Source organism: Clostridium sulfidigenes (assembly GCF_052067195.1).
Lineage (GTDB): Bacteria > Bacillota > Clostridia > Clostridiales > Clostridiaceae > Clostridium_J > Clostridium_J sulfidigenes.
Window position 1 is genome coordinate 279,501 of sequence record NZ_JBQHQR010000004.1, and the last position, 20,631, is coordinate 300,131.

Sequence of the window (20,631 nt, forward strand, 5' to 3'; positions counted from 1 at the left end):
TTTAGGTCACCAATTATGTTAATACATATCCAAGTATAATTTTTCACATTAATTGGGTACAACTACATCTATTATAATATACATGTTCCGGGATATGTCAATAGCTTTCAGCAGATAAAAAAATCTCACCCTAAAGTGAGATTAAAGAGCTGCTACGTCCCTGGATAATGATTTCCCTAAAGGACAACTACTTCTAAGTATGAATAAATTAATACTTAGAATTCTATTAATAGCCTTCAGTGGGAGTAAAAACTCCCTCTAACGCAAAGAACTCTATTTATACATTAATCATATTTACCAAAAATTACACAATATATGTAAATAAAATTTCAATACTACTTATCTACAAAAAAGCTTTTTATATCCTCTAATTCAGCTGTATTATATTCAAAGCTTTCTACATCCTTTTCAGAAGCAACTTCTAATGCTGGCTCATGTACCTTCTCTTCCATTACAGTTGAAATATTATAATTTTTATCAAAATCTTTTTCTAGCGCTTCAAACATTTCCATTTGTGTAACTATAAAGTTTCTAAACTTGCTCCTAAACTTAGCAAATTCCTGTTTTGTTCTATCGAATTCATCATTGATATTTAAAACATCAGTGTGAGCTTTATCTAAAATTCTTTTAGCACTTTCATTTGCATTTTTAATTATAAGTTCAGCTTCAGATTGAGAACTTTGCTTTGCCTGTTCTGCTGCATTTTGTGCTAATAACAAAGTGCTTTGAATAGTAGTTTCCATCTTTGCATAATGATCTAATTTATCTTGAAAAACATCTAATTTTTCCTTTAAAATAGCATTTTCCTTATATACGGTTTCATAATCCTCAGAAATTTGTTCTAAAAATTCATCCACCTCATCCATGTTATATCCTCTCATGGCTTTTTTAAAATCTTTGTTCATAATGTCCATAGCTGTCATCTTCATATCCTTCACCCCGCATTAAATATATTTACCTATTAATAATTTAATTCGTCCCTTACTAGTTTCTCCTTCAATTGAATTAATTTTATACTTTCCAAATCCCCTTATGGTAATAGTATCCTTCATTTCTATTAATTTATCCTTTCTATTACATTTAAGATAATTTAATAATACAGAACCATTACTTATGAGATCTGTGCCCTTAGCCCTAGACATATTGCAAATACTAGGTACCACATTATCTAGCCTAAGGGATGTAACCATTATAATCTTTTCTTCAAACTCAATCTTTGGGATATCTTCACTTTTTATATCTATTCTATCAATAGTACATGGACAATTTCCAATGTTAGTTAAATTATCTTGAACATATTGAGAAACTGACCTTGTCATTGGAACAAAGCAAGCATCTCCTTTTACTACTAAGTCTCCAAATAAGCTTCTCTTAACTCCTAAAGCCATTATAGACCCTAAATAATCTTTATGCTTAAGATCTTTAAACTTTGATTTATTTTTTATCTTAACAACATGAATATCATAGTCCAGAGTTTCATATGTATTAGTAGAAAAACATAACATCTTTCTCTCACAATCCGCAAACACACCAGTACCATGAACAAAAACCCCAAGTTTACTTTGGTTGTTTTTTATATTCATATAGATATCCGGAGTCACAAACTCCTTTGTATATATAGGAATTTCTATGTTCTTACATAGTTCTATGTCCTCATATATACTTGAAATATAATTTTTATCGTGGTCTTTAAATATATCTAAAAATGCCTTCTTCTCCATAGCTTTCCTCTAATTCATTATATATTATTATATTAATTATAATTCCTCTTTATACTGTTCATGTTTTTTAAGCTATATTCTACCACTCAAATATATAAAAAATTAACCACGTAATACTTTACTAAGTTCGAGTACTAGACTTATTTGAAGGAACTAAAAATTCCTTTGTTTGTAAGCTCATTTTTTAATTCATTACTAACTTCAATATTAGATGGAGTTAATATAAATACTCCCTTTTCTACAGGTTGAAGTCCTCCCTCTAATGCGTAAATAGCTCCTATTAGGAAATCAAGTATTCTTTGACCTTCCTTAGGCTCTACTCCATTTAAGTTAACAATAACAATTCTTCTAGACTTTAAATTGTCTACAATAATTTTTCCCTCATCATAATTTGAAGGCTTACTAATTACAACCTTTGAGGATGATGCAGTATGAATATTAACTATTTTATTTTGCTTCTTGCTTACGAAAGGTTCAATTTCAATCTCCTCTTCACCTTCATCATAGTTTTCTTCCCTATTCTCTAATAATTCTTCATCATCTTCTTCATCAAATCCCATCATTCTACTTATTCCTTTGAAAAATTCCATAATAAACCTTCCTCCTACTTTAATTTGTTATAATCTCTTTTCCCAAAAACCCCTTCACCAATTCGAATCATATTTGTTCCTACTTTTAAAGCTTCTTTATAATCTCCACTCATTCCCATAGATAAAATCTCCATGGTAATATTTTTATAGCTTTTAGTTTTCAGGGTATCAAATACTTCTTTAGTCTTAGTAAAATAGTAATTACAACTTTCAGTATCTCCTTTTGGAATAGTAGCCATAATACCTTTCACCTTGACGTTTTCACACTGTTCACAAGCATTTATAAGTTCATCTAAATCTTCCATCATAATCCCAGTTTTAGACTCTTCTCTACCTATATTAATTTGAATTAATACATTTGCAATAAGTTCCTTACTTGAAAATTGTTTTTCAATCTCCTGTAAAAGTCTAACACTATCTAAAGAATGTATTAAATAAACTCGTCCAACTAAATATTTAACCTTATTTCTTTGAAGATGACCTATTAAGTGCCACCTAATATCCTTAGGTAAGATTTCTTGCTTTTCCATTAACTCTTGAACTTTATTCTCTCCAAAATTTCTTTCCCCTAAGTCATATACATTTTGTATTTCAGCTATAGATCTAGTTTTTGATACTGAAATCAATGTCACTTCTTCTGGCAACTCATTCTTCAATTTTATAAAATTTTCTTCAATAGACAATTTTATTCCTCCCGTCTCATATACAAACTCTAGCTTATAATGGAAAATATATGCCCATATATTTTATTCTCGATATAATCTAAAAAACCTTTAATATTATTAATTTTTTCTAGTTTTTTTATTTTAATTTTAGATACTCACTTTTTAACTCTCCATTATAGGCTGGCAACTTTTCATCATAAACTGATTCAATATCTACATAACAGCCTCTTGCCTTCAAACTCTTAAGTTGATTTTGTTGATTTTCAAGAAAACTATTTATTACATCCTGATTTCCAATAGCTGTAATGTAAAAAGGAGCTATTACTTTTATCCCATCTAACTCTATGGTTGCTCCAGCACAAAGTCCAGCTGTTGAACCTATTATTCTATATCCATTAATAGCTATTGCCTCTGCTCCTGCAGCTCTTAAATCATTAACAACCATTGTTAAATCCGAATCATGAATTAACATATAAAGTGGTACATCTTGCCCTAAAATTGTAGCTTCCGGTGCATCATTTAAAGTAATCTTTACACCATTTCCCACCACTGGAAGCAAACCTAATGCAAGTTTATTTTTGTTTATCTCTCCAATCATCTCTTTTCTAACTTCATCCTCAGATATACTACTTCTTTCATATTTATTAATTTTATCATTAATTTCAACATATTGGTCTTCTAAATTACTTATTTCATTTTGTAACTTTGTCCTACTATCATATGCCTTTTGATACTGCTCTACATCTAAAAATTTAGTTTTACCTCCTAAATTTACATTCATAGCTATTAAAATACCAATTATAATGGTAGCTATAAGTAAAAATATATTAGCTTCATTAACTCGCATTTAATTATCTCCTTAATGATGTGTTTTTATTCTATCCATCAATAACCTTCTTATAACAGCAAAGTTTGTAAATATCCTCTGTCCAAATATTATAATTGCTGCAATATATACAGGTATACCCAGCTTATCCCCTAGATAAACCATTCCTGCTGCTAAAAATGCATTTCCAAAGAATCCTGATATAAATATATCTGGTCTAAAATCCTTATTTAAGGTAGCTCTAATAGCCCCAAAAGTGGAGTCTATACAAGCAAATATTGCAACAGATATATATGGTGATAATTTAAGTGGAAAATTTATGTTGAAAGCTATTCCTAATATAATTCCTATTATAAGTCCTATTAATGCAATCATTTCATCACTCCTACTTTTAGTTTTCTTGTACTTCTTTTATGTGTTCATAGTTTACTGGTATACTTGCCTTTTTAATTTTAATATTATCCTTTGTTTCCGATGTAACCTCACAGATTCTTTTTACTCTATTAGGAATGAACCATCCCATAGCCCCTTCTAATATAGTCTTATTTCCTATAGCTTTTATAACTATACGCTCCTGTTGTGAAATTCTTTCACCATTAATTCTAATACTATTTCCTGCTATCCTTATACTGCTGTTTCCAATAAGTCTTATATCATTTATAGATACAGCTTCAGCACCTGCAGCATATAATTCATTAACGATATACAGTAACTCATAATCTTGTATAGGATCATCTTCTACTTGTGGAGTGAATAAACTAGTTTTAGGATCAATATATATTGTAATACCTGGCCCCTCAACATTAGTTAATCCGGCTCTAAGTCTAGTATTATTTAACTCTTCAAGGAGCCTTTGATTCTTTGTATCTTCTGTTGCTTCCTTTTCGTATTCAGCCGCCTTCACCTCTAGTTCCTCAACAGCCTTTTCCAATTCTTCCTTTTGTTTTTTTAATTGTTCATTTTCTAATAATATTTCTGGACTTTGTGAACCCTCAACTTTATCTGTACTTTGCTCTCCTATAGTATTAAGTTGAGTAATTATAACAAATCCAAACATTAAAAATATAAGTCCGGTACATAGCTTGGAAATAATACTTTTCACTTACCCTACCTCCCAATAAAATCTTTCTTGAACTATGATGCTTTTACTTTTTAATCTTTTGATCTATTTTTCCTTATAAATAACTGGATTGCCTTCAAAACTTACATCCACATATCCCTTCATCTCTCCAAGGGTCCCACTTTCTATTATGCTAAACCCCCTAGCAACTTTACTATTAACTTTATCAACAGTTCCAAGTTTCATGTGTAAATTATTTACGTATAATTTTAAGTCTACAAAGTCATTAACTTCCAATTTTATTATGTTATATTTTTCAAATAAACTATTTTCTTTTATAAATTTATGAATATTGCAAATTGCCTTTATTTTATCTTCGTCTATATTTTTAATCTGTTCACCTATTTTTAAACATGTTTCATCAATTCCTTCAATCCTTAAAGCTTCTATGCCTTCGATAGATTCCTTCTTTTCCAAAACCACACCCTTATCATCAATCACATAGAAACCTCCTGATATTTCTGTGTAGAAAGCAATCTTTCTCTCATTGATAGCAATAGAGAGTTTGTTAGGGTATTTTCTAATAATGGTTGCTTCTAATATGTAAGGGTTTTTCTCTAGCTCTTTTTCTATTTTTTTTGTTTTTATCTTGAATATATTGGTACCCTTTTGAAGCTTTGTAGTTGTTTTAACACCATCTTCAGATAAATTTACCAACCCACTAACTAAAATCTCTGATAAATTAAAAGTAGGTAAAGTTAAAGCCAAAGTTATTAAAATAGAAATCATTACTACAAGTAGTAACATGGTCTTTTTTAATTTAATTACTTTTTTCTTTCGCTTTAATATCTCTTCTTTATTATCTATTATATAATTACCATAACTCTGTTTAGTTTTTTTTGCCACATTTTCACCACCAAATTACAATATATGAACATGAAAGTAAATTAATACACCTTATATAATACCATTTTTATATTATAAATTCATTACAAAAATATTAAATATTACGACTCTATGTATTATCTTTTATTATTTAATAGTATACTGGAGTATTTGTTCAAAATTATATCCTATGACTACAGAGCCAAAATAATAGGACTGAAGAATACAAAGCATCTTCAGTCCTATTATTTCTATGAAGTTTTTTTATTGTTCTGCCGAGTTATATTAAGAAGTATTCCCATAAATAACATATTAATTACTAAGGAAGACCCTCCATAGCTTATGAATGGTAAAGGAACCCCTGTTACTGGCATAGAGCCTGTAACAACAGCAATATTGATTAAACTTTGAATAACTACTACAGAAGTTATTCCTGTAGCTAATAGGGAACCGTACATATCCTTTGCCTTAGATGCTGCAATAACTCCCCTCCATAGAAACAGTATAAACAATATAATTATAAAGGCACAGCCTATAAAACCTAGTTCTTCACCTATAACTGACAATATAAAATCATTATGAGGTTCAGGAATATAAAAACACTTTTGTCTTGATTGACCTATTCCAACACCAATAAGTCCTCCAGAACCTAATGCTAAGAGAGATTGTACCAATTGATATCCATCTCCTTGAGAATCACTCCAGGGATTAGTAAAACTTAAAAGTCTTCTAAGTCTATATTCCTCTGTTAAAATAAAAACAGCCCCTAAAACTCCTACAGTTCCTATTAGTCCTCCCATATGAATAACTTTAGTTCCAGCTACAAATAACATTATAAGACTAACCACCATGGTAACTGTGGCAATACTAAGATTCTTTTCAAGAAGAATCATTCCTGCTATAAAACCTGCAAATAAAAGGTTAGGCACTACGCCCTTCCAAAACTTTTTTATATTTTGGGGATTGCTTGATATATATTTTGCTACAAAAAGCACTACCACGTACTTTGCAATCTCCGATGGTTGAAATGATAATGGTCCAAGTCTAATCCAACGCTGAGCTCCCTTTACTGGTGGAAATAAAAATACTAAGCAAAGGGCTATAAATGTAAAGATTATTAAAATTCTTGTATACTTTTTATACTTATGGTAATCGATATTTAATGTGATCATCATTCCAACAAGTCCAAGTCCAGCCCATTGAAGCTGTTTCCATAGAAAGTATTCTGCATCATCATATTTAAAGGCTGAAAAATATGAACTAGCACTATATACCATGACAACTCCCACTGTAACTAACATAATAATTACAGCAAAAAGTAGAAAGTCCACATCTCCCAATTTCATTTTGGGTTTTTTCATATTAAATTCCTCCTACGCCATTTTAATAAGTTAGTGCAAGGAATCCTATTAAACATAGTATAACTGTTATGATGGAAAATACTGCTACTATCTTACTTTCATGCCATCCCTTTAATTCAAAGTGATGATGTAGAGGTGCCATCTTAAATACTCTCTTTCCAGTAAGTTTAAAGGAAGCAACCTGAATAATTACTGAAAGAGTTTCCAATAAATAAACTCCACCTACAATTATTACTATAAGCTCTAGCTTTAATATCATAGCAATAGCTGCAACAGCTCCTCCAAGAGCTAATGAACCACCATCTCCCATGAAAATTTGTGCTGGATACGAGTTGTACTTTAAAAATCCAAGAATAGCTCCAGCTAGAATTCCACAGAAAATTGCTAAAGTATAATATGCCATGCCAAAACTTACAAGAGCAAAAAAAGTCATAATTAAAAGGGTAATAGAACTACAAAGCCCATCTAATCCATCTGTAAGATTAACCGCATTAGTTACTGCTGCAAAGTATACTACTATAAAAGGTATAAATAGCACTTTTAAATCCCAAGTTACTGTACCTAGGAAAGGTATCATAATATCCGTTCCTATTTTATCCTTAGCATAATATCCAAAGACTATAGATACTATTACCAAAAGCAACATTTTTTGATAACTTTTTAAGCCTTCATTCTTCTTCTTGATTATCTTTAGACCATCATCTAAAAATCCTATAGCTCCAAAGGCAATAAGGGCATAAAGAGCAAGCATTGCTTCATCATGAGGATTTCTAACCATTAATATCATAGTAATACAAGTAGAAATAATAAATATTATTCCTCCCATGGTTGGAGTTCCCTGTTTTTTCAAATGACTTTGTGGTCCATCTTCTCTAATGTTTTGGCCAAATTTCAACTTGTGTAATGCTGGTATTATAAATGGTGCTATTGCAAAAGATATTATAAATGCTACTAAAATAGAATATATTAATTTATTCATATTCCATCCCTCCCTATATATTTTTCTTTTGTAATTCTTTAATTATATTTTCAAATTTCATAGATCTAGATGCCTTTATTAATAAAATATCATCACTTTTAATAGTTTTCTTTAATTCTGTTATTAGCTCCTCCATGGAATTAAAAGCCATAAAATTTTCACTGCCATAGCCCTTTTTAAAGTTCTCATTAAACTCTCCTAGGGTAAATAATAAATCTATGCCCCTTGACTTTGCATAAGCTCCTACCTGCTCATGAGCTCTAGCAGAATCCTCACCTAGTTCTTTCATAGTTCCAAGGACAGCAATTTTTCTTCCATTATATTGTTTTAAAACCTCTAGAGCAGCCTCCATAGAATCTGGACTTGCATTATAAGCATCATTTATTATAGTATAGTTATCTAAATTTAAAACATCCAATCTCATAGATGTAGCCTGTAAATTTTCTATTCCTCCTTGGATTTCTTCATAGGTAACCTTAAGCTCTCTAGCTACAGCTATTGCCAATAACGAATTAAGCACATTATGTTTTCCTGGTACTGGTACTTTTATAGTAGCATTTACATCCTCACCATTTTCCTTAACACCAAACTCTATACTGTCCTTATTTATAATTATTCTACAACCTTTAAAATTATAATCACTATCTATACCAATTTTTACAATTTTATATTTATCTGTGTAATAATTGTGAAGCATATCATTATCGCCATTTATAATTAACACATTTTCTTTTGTAAAATTATTTACTATTTCTAGTTTAGCTTTTAAAATATTTTCTCTAGTCTTTAAGTTTTCTAGGTGAGATGTACCTATATTAGTTATGACTCCTATAGATGGTTTTGCTACTTTTGCTAAGGTATCAATTTCTCCCAAGTCGCTCATACCCATCTCTAAAATTGCAACCTGGTAAGTTTTATCTAATTTAAATATCATCAAAGGAAGGCCAATATCATTATTAAAGTTCCCTTGGGTTTTAAACACCTTATATTTTTTGCTAAGAGCTGCTGCCATTAAATCCTTTGTGGATGTCTTACCTGTAGAACCAGTAATTCCTACAACCTTTATATCTAAAGTGCTAATATAGTAGGATGCTAAATCAAGAAGGGCCCTCTTAGTGTCCTTAACTAAAATTATAGATAAATCTTTTTCATTTAAATCTTCATATTGTTCTTTTTCATGTACTATACAAAGTTTTGCTCCACTATCTATAGCTCCCTTTACAAATTTATGACCATCAAAGTTTTCTCCCTTGATTGCTATAAAAATATCTCCCTTAGAGACATTTCTACTATCTATGGTTACATTAGAAAACTCTTCTGTAGCTCCACTAATTAATATTTCTCCGGATATAGCCTCAGCTATTTCCTTTAACCTTATAGTTTCCATCTAAAGCTCCAACTCCTCTATCAATTCTAATACAACTTCCTTTTCATCAAAATGAATAGTTTCATTTTTAAGGATTTGGTAAGTTTCATGTCCTTTTCCTGCAATTACTATAATATCATCTTTTTCCCCGAGGAGTAAGGCTGTTTTTATGGCTTCTCTTCTATTTTCAATAAGTTTATAGTTAGATTTCTCAACCCCAGCCTTAATATCTTCTAATATCATATAAGGATCTTCGCTTCTTGGATTATCAGAGGTTATTATGGCTATATCACTGAGTTCTGTTCCTATTTCACCCATGATAGGTCTTTTGGTTCTATCTCTATCACCACCACACCCAAAGATACAAATCAACTTCCCTTTAGTAAGTTCTCTAAGATTTTCTAAGATATTTTTTAAGCTATCTGGAGTATGAGAATAATCTCTAATTACTTGAAAACCTAAGTTCATCCCTAAAGTTAAGTTCTCACATCTTCCAGGCACAGTAACCTTAGAAAGTCCTTCAACAATAGTATCCATATCTATACCTTCATCTAAGGCAGCTCCAATACAACCTAGTGCATTATAAACATTATATCTGCCTGGTATAGGCAACTGAACTTTATATGTTTTTTCATTTCCTTTTAAATTAAATATAATTCCTGTAGATTCTAAATTAATGTCTGTTCCCTTTAAATCACTTTCTTTTTCAATAGAATAAGTTGTTACCCTTGAATTTATTTTTTCAAGAAGCTTAATTCCATAACTATCATCTACATTTACCACAGAATGTTTACAGATTTTAAACAACTTGCTTTTTGCATTGAAGTAGTTTTCAAAGGTTTTATGGAAATCTAAATGGTCTTGAGTTAGATTTGTAAATATCCCTTGTGAAAATTCAATTCCATAAACTCTATCTAAATCTAAAGAGTGAGATGAAACTTCCATAACGCAATAATCTATATCACTGTCCACCATATCCTTAAAAAGCTTTTGCAATTCCAAAGATTCTGGAGTGGTTTTTTCTGTATGAATCTCCTTATTCCCTATATAGTTAGCTATGGTACCTATTAGCCCAACTTTATACCCCTTTGCCTCTAATATTCCCTTTAACATAAAGGCAGAAGTAGTCTTACCATTGGTGCCAGTTATACCTATTATTTTCATCTTTTTGCTTGGATTGTTATAAAAGTTTGAAGCTGCTATAGCTAATGCCCTTCTACCACTTTCAACTTTTATAAATGTTATGCCTTCAACAAGAGTCACATCTTTTTCAACCACTACAGCTTTAGCACCATTTTCTATAGCCTTTGATATAAAATTGTGTCCATCTACATTAAATCCTCCTATGGCAAAAAACATATCTCCACATTTTATCTTTCTACTATCATATTGAGGATCATTAATTTCTATACTCTCATCTCCACTTAATACTGTATAGGTTGATCCCTTTAATATCTCTTCTATTTTCATCTTGCTCACATCCTTAAAATACTTTTCTTTCTAATTAAAACATTGTCCAAAATTTAATTTTTATACCTTATAGCATATAAAATCCGGTAGCACAAGTCAACCTGTAACTACCGGATAATCTAATCTACTAAGGTGCCAAGATGGAAGGTTACCGTGGTTCCTTTTTTAATTTCTTGGTTTCCTGCAACACTTTGTTCTACCACTAGACCTTCACCTATAAATTCACTCTTTAATCCTAAATCATCGAAAAGCTTTATGATACTTTCCTTTGTAAATCCCTTTAAATCAGGAATTATAACTGTATCTGCGCTTCCATTACTTCCTCCTGCATATAGGATTATTTCTTTACCTTCCTTAAGAGTAAACCCTGGTTTTGGATTTATATCTGTTATAGTGCCTCCACTACCTTCTACTCTAATAGTTAACCCTGCATCAGTTATTACTTTTTTAGCATCTGCAACTGATAGTCCTCTAGCCTCAGGAACAATTACATCTGCTTTTAAACTTTCATCAACTTCCATATAGCTTCCATTAGGCTTCATTTCTGTATAATTAAACAAATCATTAAATAACTTTTGTCCAACTGGGGCAGCAATTTGTCCAGCATAGTACCAAGATGGATTTGGTTCATCAATAGATACGAATACTGTATACTTTGGATTATCAGCAGGAGCCATCCCTGCAAAGGATGATAGATACTTACCATTTGCATATCCACCATTAACAGTGTCTACCTTTTGTGCTGTACCAGTTTTACCAGCGATTCTATATCCATCAATTTTAGCCTTTGATCCTCCGCCTGCACCAACTACTTGTTCTAAATGAGACCTCATTTCAGTCATAGCCTCTGGAGTAAACCGTTGTTGTTTTTCTATCTTATAGGTTTCATCAACTACTAGCTCTTTTTTATCATCATAATGATTTATTTCCTTCATTAAATGAGGTGTTATCAAATATCCACCATTGGCAATTGCATTGAAAGCTCTCATAAATTGAACTCCTGTAGTTGTATTGCTTTGTCCAAAGGATATAGTAGCTAAGTCTGTTACAGATATATCTTTTGTGGCTTTAACTATACCAGCTGATTCACCAGGTAAATCAATTCCGGTTTTATGTCCTAACCCAAACTTTTCAATATATTCGTTAAGATTTGCAGCACCTAATCTTTCTCCTAAAACCATAAATCCAACGTTACAAGAATTTTTTAATATTTCTTCAAAGGTTTGAGGACCATGACCTGAAGTCTTCCAACAGTGAATATTTCTTCCTCCAATATTAAGAGAACCTCCACAATTAAAAGCTTCTCCCTCTGTAAGAATTCCCTTTTCTATAGCTGCCGTAGCTGTAATTACCTTGAAAATAGAGCCAGGTTCATAGGCATCACTGACTAATCTATTTCTCCACATCTGCTGAATTTCTTCATCTGATGTTCCCCCAACCCACGGATTATTAGGATCATAATCTGGTTTATTTGCTAAAGCCAATATTTCTCCTGTATTAGGATCCATAACCATAATTGATACTGCTTTAGCCTCATTATCTGCCAAGGCCTCTTCAGCTAACTTTTCTGCAAAGTTTTGTATATTTTCATCAATGGTAGTAACTACGTTTCTTCCATCAATAGGTTCTGTAAATTCTGAGATTGTATATGGTAATCCCTCACTCTTTTGGTCAATTTCAGCAACTTTAATTCCTGGAACTCCAGATAGATACTTATTATAATACAGTTCTAACCCTGTAAGTCCTTCTCCATCTGAATTAGTATGACCTAATATATGGGCAGCAAAATTACCATTTGGATAATACCTTTTGGTATCAGGTGATATTACTATACCATTTATGTTATTATTTTTACAAAACTCTCTTATGGCATCTGTTGCATCCTTTTCTATTCTTCTCTTTAATATTGCAGAGCCTCTAGGCCTTCCATTTGGAAGAGGATTAGTTAATATATGTAATACATCAGCCTGTTCTTCTCCAATTATTTCACTTAGAGTTGTTGCAACTTGTTCCATGGTCATTCCATTGTTTTCTATATCTTTCCTTAAAGTGTTCAAATCTAAGTCCGCTCTATAAACATTAGCACTTATTGCTAGCTCATTACCATTTCTATCTAATATCTTACCTCTTTTAGCATTTATCCTAACATCACTAGTCCATTGCTGTTTCGCCAAAGACTTATAGGTTGATTCTTCAACAAACATAACATAACCTAATCTTATACTTAATCCTAGGAAAACTAAGAAAGCTAATAGCATAGCTAATATCATTCTTTTTTTCATTAACACCTTATCAACAAAATATTTCTTTGCCACCTACAATTACCTCACTAACTAATTAAATAATAAGTTTTTAATTTTACTTAATAAACTAACCCCTTTTTCTTCATTAGTGCTACTTGTAGCTATCTCTTTAATTGCATTAATATCACAATAGATTGCATTAGTACTCTTTGGTTCAATCATTTTTAATTCTTTAGTGGCAACTTCTTCTATGTAGGAAAAATTGTTAAACTTAAGTAGTTTTATTCTCAAATCTTCACTCTCTTCTGTTAGCGTTTGTATCTGCTCTTGAAGAACTATTATTTCCTTTTGATTATTATATATAGCACTGTATCTAGATACAATAATAGCCCCAACTAATCCTGCTGCTACTATACTTCCATTAAGCTTTAAAAATTTTGCTATCTTTTGCTTCCTAATTTTTCTTAATTCTTCTTTACTTGGGCCTTGTTTAGTAGGAGTTTTTACCCTTTCTCTAGGTAACGGATTTACCTGAGAAGCTAAAGCTGTATTCCCACTTACCCTATTTTTTCTATTTTCTACTACCATTTTACTACCCCCATCTAGTTTTTAGAACTAAATCTTTTTACATCCCCTTAACTTGGCACTTTTACTTCTTGAATTATTATCAAGTTCTTCCTTAGTAGCTTCTATTGGCTTTTTGTTAATTAATTTAATTATTGGCTTTTTCCCACACACACACATAGGAAGATCCTTAGGACACTTACATGGGTCTACTAAATCTCTAAACTTATTTTTTACAATTCTATCTTCTAAAGAATGGAATGTAATTATTGCCATAACTCCATCCTTATTTAAAGCTTCTATGCCATCACCTATAGCCCTATCTAAAATACTCAATTCACTGTTTACTTCTATTCTAATACCTTGAAATGTTCTTTTAGCAGGGTGTCCACCTTCCCTTTTAAACTTGGCAGGTATGCACTCATCTATAATTTTTACAAGTTCAAGGGTAGTTTCAACAGGTTTTACTTTTCTTTTTTCTACTATCCTGCTGGCAATTCTTCTTGAAAACTTCTCCTCCCCAAAATCTCTAAGAATTCTAAAGAGTTCATCCTCACTATACTCATTCACTACATTATAGGCTGAAAAAGCTTCTTCCCTATTCATCCTCATATCTAAAGCTGCTTCCTTCATATAGCTAAAGCCTCTTTCACCTTGATCCAATTGATAAGATGAAACTCCTAAATCCATGAGTATACCATCAACTTTTTCTATTCCTAAAGACTCCAATATGTCCTTAATATTATAAAAATTATTGTGTACATAGGTAACGTTATTAAAATCCTTTAGCTTTTCCTTTGCAGCCTTAAGAGCATCTAAATCTTGGTCTATTCCTATTAACCTTCCCTTTGGTGAAAGTTTCTTTAAAATTTCCTTTGAATGACCTGCTCCCCCTAAAGTGCAATCAACATATATACCATCTTCTTTAATATCTAACATTTCTATGCATTCTTCTAACATTACTGAAAAGTGTTTAAATTCCATTATATATTCTCCTTTGTTTTGTCTATGGTTTATAAAATATAAACTATAGAATCCATTTATACACTTTTCATTGTACCATAAATAATTCTATAAGTTTACATAAATTCCTTTTAAATATTCCCTAAATGAAAAACTTTTTTTAAACAAATTTATAAATATATATAAAGAATCTCCAACTAATTTCAAATATATTACATTTATATAATATAGTTCCTTATTTTTCTACGGTTTTTTCCCTATTACTCTATATAACTTGTAGAATTATTGAAATTCCCTTTTCTGTAGAGTATAATTTAAAAGAATGAAATTTTTAAGTAATAAGCCACATGGTTTACATAGAAAGGACGAATATTATATGAAATTAGGAATAGTAGGTTTACCTAACGTAGGAAAGAGTACATTATTTAATGCCATTACAAAAGCAGGAGCAGAGTCTGCTAACTATCCCTTTTGTACTATAGAACCAAATGTAGGAGTTGTTAGTGTACCTGACAACCGTCTTGATGTATTACAAAAATTATATAATTCTAAAAAACAAGTACATACTGCCATAGAATTCTATGACATAGCAGGATTAGTTAAAGGAGCAAGTAAAGGTGAGGGACTTGGAAACAAGTTTTTATCTCATATAAGAGAAGTAGCTTCAATTGTTCATACTGTTAGATGTTTTAAAGATGATAATGTTGTTCATGTAGAAGGATCTGTATCACCTATAAGAGATATTGAAACTATTAATTTAGAATTAATTTTTTCTGATTTAGAAGTGCTAGAAAGAAGAATGGAAAAATCTATAAAACTAGTACGCTCAGGGGATAAGACTGCAAAAGTTGAATATGCAATTATGGAAAAAATTAAAAAACATTTAGAAGACAATATGCCAGTTAGAACTTTAGAGTTTACAGATGAAGAAGAAGAATTTGTTAAATCTCTTTTCTTAATAACTTCTAAACCTGTATTATATGCATGCAATGTAAGTGAAGAAGACTTAATGGAGTGTGGCGGAGAAAATGAAATGGTAAAAGAAGTAGAAGCCTATGCCGCTAAGGAGAAATCTGAAATTATCATAGTATGTGCTAAATTAGAAGAAGAATTATCTACATTAGATGATGAAGAAAAGAAAGACTTACTTTCAGAGTATGGTCTTGAAGAATCAGGTCTTGATAAACTAATCCATGCAAGTTATAAACTTCTTGGACTAATGAGCTATTTAACTGCTGGTGTTCAAGAGGTAAGAGCTTGGACAATTAAAATAGGTACAAAGGCACCTGCTGCTGCCGGTAAAATTCATACCGACATTGAGCGTGGATTTATCCGTGCTGAGGTAATTTCCTTTGATAAGTTAGTTGAATGTGGTTCTGAAGCTGCAGCTAAAGAAAAAGGCTTCTACAGACTTGAAGGAAAAGAATATATAATGCAAGATGGAGATGTAGTAAACTTTAGATTTAATGTATAATTATTAAAAAATTAATTATTTATATTTTTACAGCTATATAAATAGGTATGAGTGAATTTCACTCATACCTATTTTTAACCCTATAATTATGAACATATATAACTATATAAATATATATGAATATAACTATATTACTATATACCTATTTCACTATATACCTATATTACTATATTAATTTTTACATATATAAATAGTTATATATGGATATAGTTAACTATATAAATAGTTAACTATTTGTTCTATTCATGGGGGTTTCAAAGAATTTCCACCCTTTCTTTACCATCATTTCTTCTCATATTCTATACACTGCTTACTTATTAACTCCATTATATTATCCATAGTAATTTCTTCAGCATCAAATACTAACTCCATGGCATCTTCTACAGTTTCCATAGTATATATTTTAAATTTACCTTCAAAGATTGCTCTCTCAACTTCTCTTGAAAGTACTAAATCATCTTTATTAGATAGAGGAATAACAACTCCCTTTCCTTCCGTATCATCCATGATTTTACACACTTCGAAGAATCCTTCAATTTTTTCATTTACACCACCTATAGGCTGTACTTGACCAAATTGATTTATGGATCCAGTAATTGAAATATTTTGCTTGATAGGAATCTTGCAAAGAGCAGATATTATAGCTAATGCTTCAGCTACTGATGCACTATCACCATCTATAACTCCATATAACTGCTCAAAGCTAAGATTGAAATCTACTGGTAGAGTTTTATATCCTCCATTGATATTATTAATATATCCTTTTAAAATATTAATTCCCTTAGTATGAATTTTACCACTTAGGTTGGATTCCCTTTGAGCATCAATGATTTTTCCTTCCCCCTTAAAACAGGTACAGGTTATTTTAACAGGCTTACCAAAACTTGTATATCCCGTATCAATGACAGAAAGCCCGTTAATTTGCCCCACCTTGCTTCCTGAAACATCTATCAACAATTTTTTTTCATCATATAACTCTAGATATTCTCTTTCTATAGGTTCTTTCCTATAAGCAATGTTCTCTATATTATCTCCATCAATAAACTCCCTTGCCTCTTCTGCTGCTTTATAATTAGCTTGTATTATAAGGTTTGATAATTCATCATGGTCAAAATGTATCTTATTTTTGTTTTCTGCCTTTCTAGATAAAAATTTTGCAATTTCTCTTATGCCACTAGATGTTATAGGTTTAATATTATTTTCCTTAGACAATCTATTTATTTCTTTTATTAATACAGTTTTAACCTTATTCTCAGCCTTCAATATTCCCCTATAGTCAGCCCTTGTCTTAAATATTGTTCTGAATTCTTTATCATAGTTATACAATGCGTCATAAATATCATAATCCCCAATTATTATTACTTTAGTATTAATTGGCATAGGTACCGGTTTTAAACTACTTAAAGTAAATAGTTCTATATATCCTCTGTTGTAATCTAAGTCTACTTTTTCCGATATTATAGCTCTTTTCAAATAATAATAAGACTGAGAATTACTAAGTAGACTACTGGCTCTAAGAATTAGACATCCCCCATTAGCTCTTACATAACTACCTGCTCTTATTGATTTCACTGTAGACACATATATATTATTATGATTTTCATAATCTATAGATCCAAAGAGGTTAGATACACTAGGATCTTCTTCAAAGATTACTGGTGGATACTCAATATCTGAATTATCAACAATTACATTTACATCATATTTATATATAATGTCTCTTATAGCTTCTTCATCATCCTCATAACTTATAGAATAGTTTTCCTCAAGTTCGCCTTTAATCTCAGTAATTAAGTAATGAATATAATCCTTAGCCTCACTATCATCATTAAATTCTTCTTCTATTACTAAATTTAACTCTTCCATTTCTTCTTTAAAAAAGCTATCCATTATCTCTCTAATTCTATTTATTTCATCATTTTTCATATTTCTTAACTTTTCTAATATATCATTAGCATTTATCTTTAACTCATCAACTTTATTTAATATTTCAAATTTATCTTCTTCCTTAAGATTATCGAATTCATCCTCTGTCATTTCTTTTCCGTCAACTATAGGTATAAATGTAAATCCCTCCCCACTAGTTTTTATTTCAAAACCATACTCTTTAGAAAGTTTAATTAAATCTCCCACTATTTTGCTACGCCTATCTTTAATAGTACTAATAAGGTGTTCTTTTTCTTTATTATCTACGCCATTATAAAATTTAAATATACTTTCTGCATAAAACTCTTGAATCTTGTCTACTACCTTTTTAAGCTTATTTCCATATCCATTGTTAACAAACAAAGGAACAGGTTCCTTTACATTTCCTTTTATAACATAACATATATCCTTTGGTGGCTTTCCATCCGTCAATATATGTTTTACATAGCTAATAATATGTTTTACTCTATCCTTGCAAAATTCATCAACTAAGTAAATATTATATCCTTCCCCATTTAAAAGAAGTGAGGTTTTTATTTTATTATATGCATCCTTATATTGTGGCAATATAAATTCGCCTTCTATTTCTCTATCTTCAACAATTTCAAAATCGTACAAAACTTCACTGGGTTTTAAAACTCTTTTCATACTGTCCTCCCAAATAAAATCATTTAGTATATTAATATTCTTGTAAAAGGACTTTTGGAACAAAAACATAAAAATTCATATTATAATTTTTAAAAATTCATGATATATTTTTAAAAATTAAACATAAACTTGTTATAACAACTTAATTATTATATAATAATGATATTGTGTAATATTATACACTTGAATACAGTCAGATATTATACGTAGTTATTTATTCTTCATGTAAAGGAGTTATTCATATGGGATTCAAAGACAAATTATCACAAAGTTATTCTAATGCCTTTATAAATAGATATGGCGATAGAATAACACAAGTTCAAGGAAGGGCTTTATCTGTTAAAACAGAGGAAAAATCTTTTCTTGGAATTTTAAATACTATTATTGTTACTATTGTAGTAAAACAAGACAGTGCTAGAACTATAGCAACTTGTGTTTATAAGAAAAAGAGATGGTTTAAAAAACCAGAATTCATTCCTGTATCTCAAGGCCATTCTTTATTAATCCAAGGTTTGAAACCTGATTATTCTAAAAAGAAAAAGAAGAAAAAGAAAGTTAAGGACTACATAAGCATAATGAACGTTATGAACCTTACTAATAAGAGAGACTTAGTTCCTGTTGAAGGTGGTCAAAAGAAGATACAGAGAGTAAGACAAGATAGAAGATTTAAATAAGTAATGAAGCTCCCTTGGTTGGGGCGTAATTGGAAAACTTAACTTTTTAGTTAGCACAGGATACTATTTGTATCCTGTGTTTTTTGACATACCTATAAAAAAGATGTACAATTCTAAATTGGTAGTACCAATTTAGAAAGGGATGTTTATATGAAGTATTTTCGTCAATTTGGAATTATTTTGGCAGTAACTTTTATTGGAGAAATATTAAAATATATTATTCCATTACCTATTCCTGCTAGTATATATGGTTTAATTCTCATGCTTATAATTTTAAAAACAAAAATAATTTCCCTTGAACAAGTGAAGGAAACTGGAACTTTTTTAATAGAAATTATGCCTCTTATGTTTATACCAGCAGCAGTTGGCTTATTAGTTTCTTGGGACGTACTAAAGGATATTTATATTCCTGTTATTATAATAACTATTTTAACCACAGTTATTGTAATGATAGTGACAGGTAAAGTTACCCAGTTTATGATTAAGCTAGAGAGGATGAATAAAAATTGAAGGATTTATTATGCAATTCAGCATTTTTCGGAGTAGTGGTCAGTATTCTAGGCTATGAAATAGGGTTGTTTTTAAAAAAGAAATTTAATAATGGGATCTTTAATCCCTTACTTATTTCAATTCTTTTTGTAATGGCAGCTTTAGTTATTTTTAAAGTAGATTTTGAAAGTTACAATAATGGAGCAAAATATTTAAGCTATTTACTAACTCCTGCAACAGTATGTCTAGCAATCCCTCTATATGAACAACTGGATTTATTAAAAAACAATTTTAAAGCTATTATAATAGGAATTTTTTCAGGAGTAGCAGCTAGTCTTATAAGTGTATTTTTATTCGCTTTGCTTTTTCAGTTTACCCATGAGCAGTATGTAACCTTGCTTCCAAAATCCATTACCACAGCTATAGGAATGGGGATTTCAGAAGAGCTGAATGGAATTGTTACAATTACAGTAGCTGTCATTATTGTAACTGGTATTATTGGTAATATCCTTGCTGAAGTTATTTGTAAGGTATTTCATATCCATGAACCAATTGCTAAGGGAATTGCCATCGGAACCTCTTCCCATGCCATAGGAACTGCAAAGGCAATGGAAATTGGAGAAATAGAGGGTGCTATGAGTGGTCTTGCAATAGCAGTGGCAGGTTTATTCACAGTAATTGGTGCCTCCATCTTTGCTAATCTTTTATAATTGGGCTCTGCTTAAAA

General features: G+C 30.6%; 20 protein-coding genes. 4 read left to right on the forward strand and 16 right to left on the reverse strand.

Annotated elements, in window-relative coordinates:
* Window positions 1-335 precede the first annotated feature (335 nt).
* The 15 genes from ACTNBA_RS06935 to rsmH all read right to left on the reverse strand — a co-directional run bounded on the left by ACTNBA_RS06935 (window position 336) and on the right by rsmH (window position 14,714).
* A complete protein-coding gene (locus ACTNBA_RS06935) occupies window positions 336-929 on the reverse strand; it encodes a DivIVA domain-containing protein (RefSeq protein WP_035129309.1) in 594 nt (197 codons plus the stop codon).
* 15 nt (window positions 930-944) lie between these two features.
* Window positions 945-1,721: a YlmH family RNA-binding protein gene (locus ACTNBA_RS06940; RefSeq protein ID WP_441073176.1), complete on the reverse strand. Its 777-nt coding sequence runs from the start codon at window positions 1,719-1,721 to the stop codon at window positions 945-947.
* A gap of 140 nt (window positions 1,722-1,861) precedes the next feature.
* On the reverse strand, window positions 1,862-2,311 hold the full coding sequence (locus tag ACTNBA_RS06945; protein ID WP_035129307.1) for a cell division protein SepF: 450 nt from the start codon (window positions 2,309-2,311) through the stop codon (window positions 1,862-1,864).
* 14 nt (window positions 2,312-2,325) lie between these two features.
* The gene (locus ACTNBA_RS06950; RefSeq protein WP_441073177.1) at window positions 2,326-2,994 is read right to left on the reverse strand and encodes a YggS family pyridoxal phosphate-dependent enzyme; all 669 of its coding nucleotides are present in this window, start codon (window positions 2,992-2,994) and stop codon (window positions 2,326-2,328) included.
* 118 nt (window positions 2,995-3,112) lie between these two features.
* On the reverse strand, window positions 3,113-3,823 hold the full coding sequence (locus ACTNBA_RS06955; RefSeq protein ID WP_441073178.1) for a DUF881 domain-containing protein: 711 nt from the start codon (window positions 3,821-3,823) through the stop codon (window positions 3,113-3,115).
* Between the two features lie 12 nt (window positions 3,824-3,835).
* Entirely contained in the window at window positions 3,836-4,177 is a 342-nt protein-coding gene (locus ACTNBA_RS06960) for a small basic family protein (RefSeq protein ID WP_035129303.1), read from the reverse strand.
* A gap of 16 nt (window positions 4,178-4,193) precedes the next feature.
* Entirely contained in the window at window positions 4,194-4,904 is a 711-nt protein-coding gene (locus ACTNBA_RS06965; RefSeq protein WP_441073179.1) for a DUF881 domain-containing protein, read from the reverse strand.
* Window positions 4,905-4,967: 63 nt separating this feature from the next.
* Complete coding sequence (locus ACTNBA_RS06970) at window positions 4,968-5,768, reverse strand: cell division protein FtsQ/DivIB (protein ID WP_441073180.1); 801 nt, start codon at window positions 5,766-5,768, stop codon at window positions 4,968-4,970.
* A 230-nt stretch (window positions 5,769-5,998) separates the two neighbouring features.
* Entirely contained in the window at window positions 5,999-7,108 is a 1,110-nt protein-coding gene (gene spoVE / locus ACTNBA_RS06975; protein ID WP_150844857.1) for a stage V sporulation protein E, read from the reverse strand.
* Window positions 7,109-7,130: 22 nt separating this feature from the next.
* The gene (gene mraY, locus ACTNBA_RS06980) at window positions 7,131-8,087 is read right to left on the reverse strand and encodes a phospho-N-acetylmuramoyl-pentapeptide-transferase (protein WP_441073181.1); all 957 of its coding nucleotides are present in this window, start codon (window positions 8,085-8,087) and stop codon (window positions 7,131-7,133) included.
* Between the two features lie 13 nt (window positions 8,088-8,100).
* Complete coding sequence (locus ACTNBA_RS06985) at window positions 8,101-9,474, reverse strand: UDP-N-acetylmuramoyl-tripeptide--D-alanyl-D-alanine ligase (protein ID WP_441073182.1); 1,374 nt, start codon at window positions 9,472-9,474, stop codon at window positions 8,101-8,103.
* Window positions 9,475-10,923 (reverse strand): UDP-N-acetylmuramoyl-L-alanyl-D-glutamate--2,6-diaminopimelate ligase, encoded by a 1,449-nt coding sequence (locus ACTNBA_RS06990; RefSeq protein WP_441073183.1) that lies wholly within the window; start codon window positions 10,921-10,923, stop codon window positions 9,475-9,477.
* Between the two features lie 119 nt (window positions 10,924-11,042).
* Window positions 11,043-13,238, reverse strand: a complete 2,196-nt coding sequence (locus ACTNBA_RS06995; RefSeq protein WP_441073184.1) for a stage V sporulation protein D — start codon at window positions 13,236-13,238, stop codon at window positions 11,043-11,045.
* 18 nt (window positions 13,239-13,256) lie between these two features.
* Window positions 13,257-13,754: a septum formation initiator family protein gene (locus ACTNBA_RS07000; protein WP_441073185.1), complete on the reverse strand. Its 498-nt coding sequence runs from the start codon at window positions 13,752-13,754 to the stop codon at window positions 13,257-13,259.
* A gap of 27 nt (window positions 13,755-13,781) precedes the next feature.
* Window positions 13,782-14,714 carry a 16S rRNA (cytosine(1402)-N(4))-methyltransferase RsmH gene (rsmH, locus tag ACTNBA_RS07005; RefSeq protein WP_346885354.1) on the reverse strand — a complete coding sequence of 311 codons (933 nt, stop codon included), beginning with the start codon at window positions 14,712-14,714 and terminating at the stop codon, window positions 13,782-13,784.
* Window positions 14,715-15,069: 355 nt separating this feature from the next.
* On the opposite strand from rsmH, the gene ychF reads away from it, so the two are divergent.
* Window positions 15,070-16,167, forward strand: coding sequence for a redox-regulated ATPase YchF (gene ychF / locus ACTNBA_RS07010; protein WP_035129283.1), 1,098 nt, complete (start codon window positions 15,070-15,072; stop codon window positions 16,165-16,167).
* Between the two features lie 282 nt (window positions 16,168-16,449).
* Here the strand turns inward: ychF and ACTNBA_RS07015 are convergent, their stop codons facing one another.
* A complete protein-coding gene (locus ACTNBA_RS07015; protein ID WP_441073186.1) occupies window positions 16,450-18,741 on the reverse strand; it encodes an AAA family ATPase in 2,292 nt (763 codons plus the stop codon).
* Between the two features lie 242 nt (window positions 18,742-18,983).
* Here ACTNBA_RS07015 and ACTNBA_RS07020 point away from each other — a divergent pair, with 242 nt between their 5' ends.
* From ACTNBA_RS07020 to ACTNBA_RS07030, 3 genes are all read left to right on the forward strand, one after another.
* On the forward strand, window positions 18,984-19,415 hold the full coding sequence (locus ACTNBA_RS07020) for a hypothetical protein (protein ID WP_035129279.1): 432 nt from the start codon (window positions 18,984-18,986) through the stop codon (window positions 19,413-19,415).
* 150 nt (window positions 19,416-19,565) lie between these two features.
* Window positions 19,566-19,925 carry a CidA/LrgA family protein gene (locus tag ACTNBA_RS07025; RefSeq protein WP_441073187.1) on the forward strand — a complete coding sequence of 120 codons (360 nt, stop codon included), beginning with the start codon at window positions 19,566-19,568 and terminating at the stop codon, window positions 19,923-19,925.
* Window positions 19,922-20,614: an LrgB family protein gene (locus ACTNBA_RS07030; protein WP_441073188.1), complete on the forward strand. Its 693-nt coding sequence runs from the start codon at window positions 19,922-19,924 to the stop codon at window positions 20,612-20,614. Before ACTNBA_RS07025 ends, ACTNBA_RS07030 begins: the two co-directional genes overlap by 4 nt.
* Window positions 20,615-20,631: the final 17 nt, after the last annotated feature.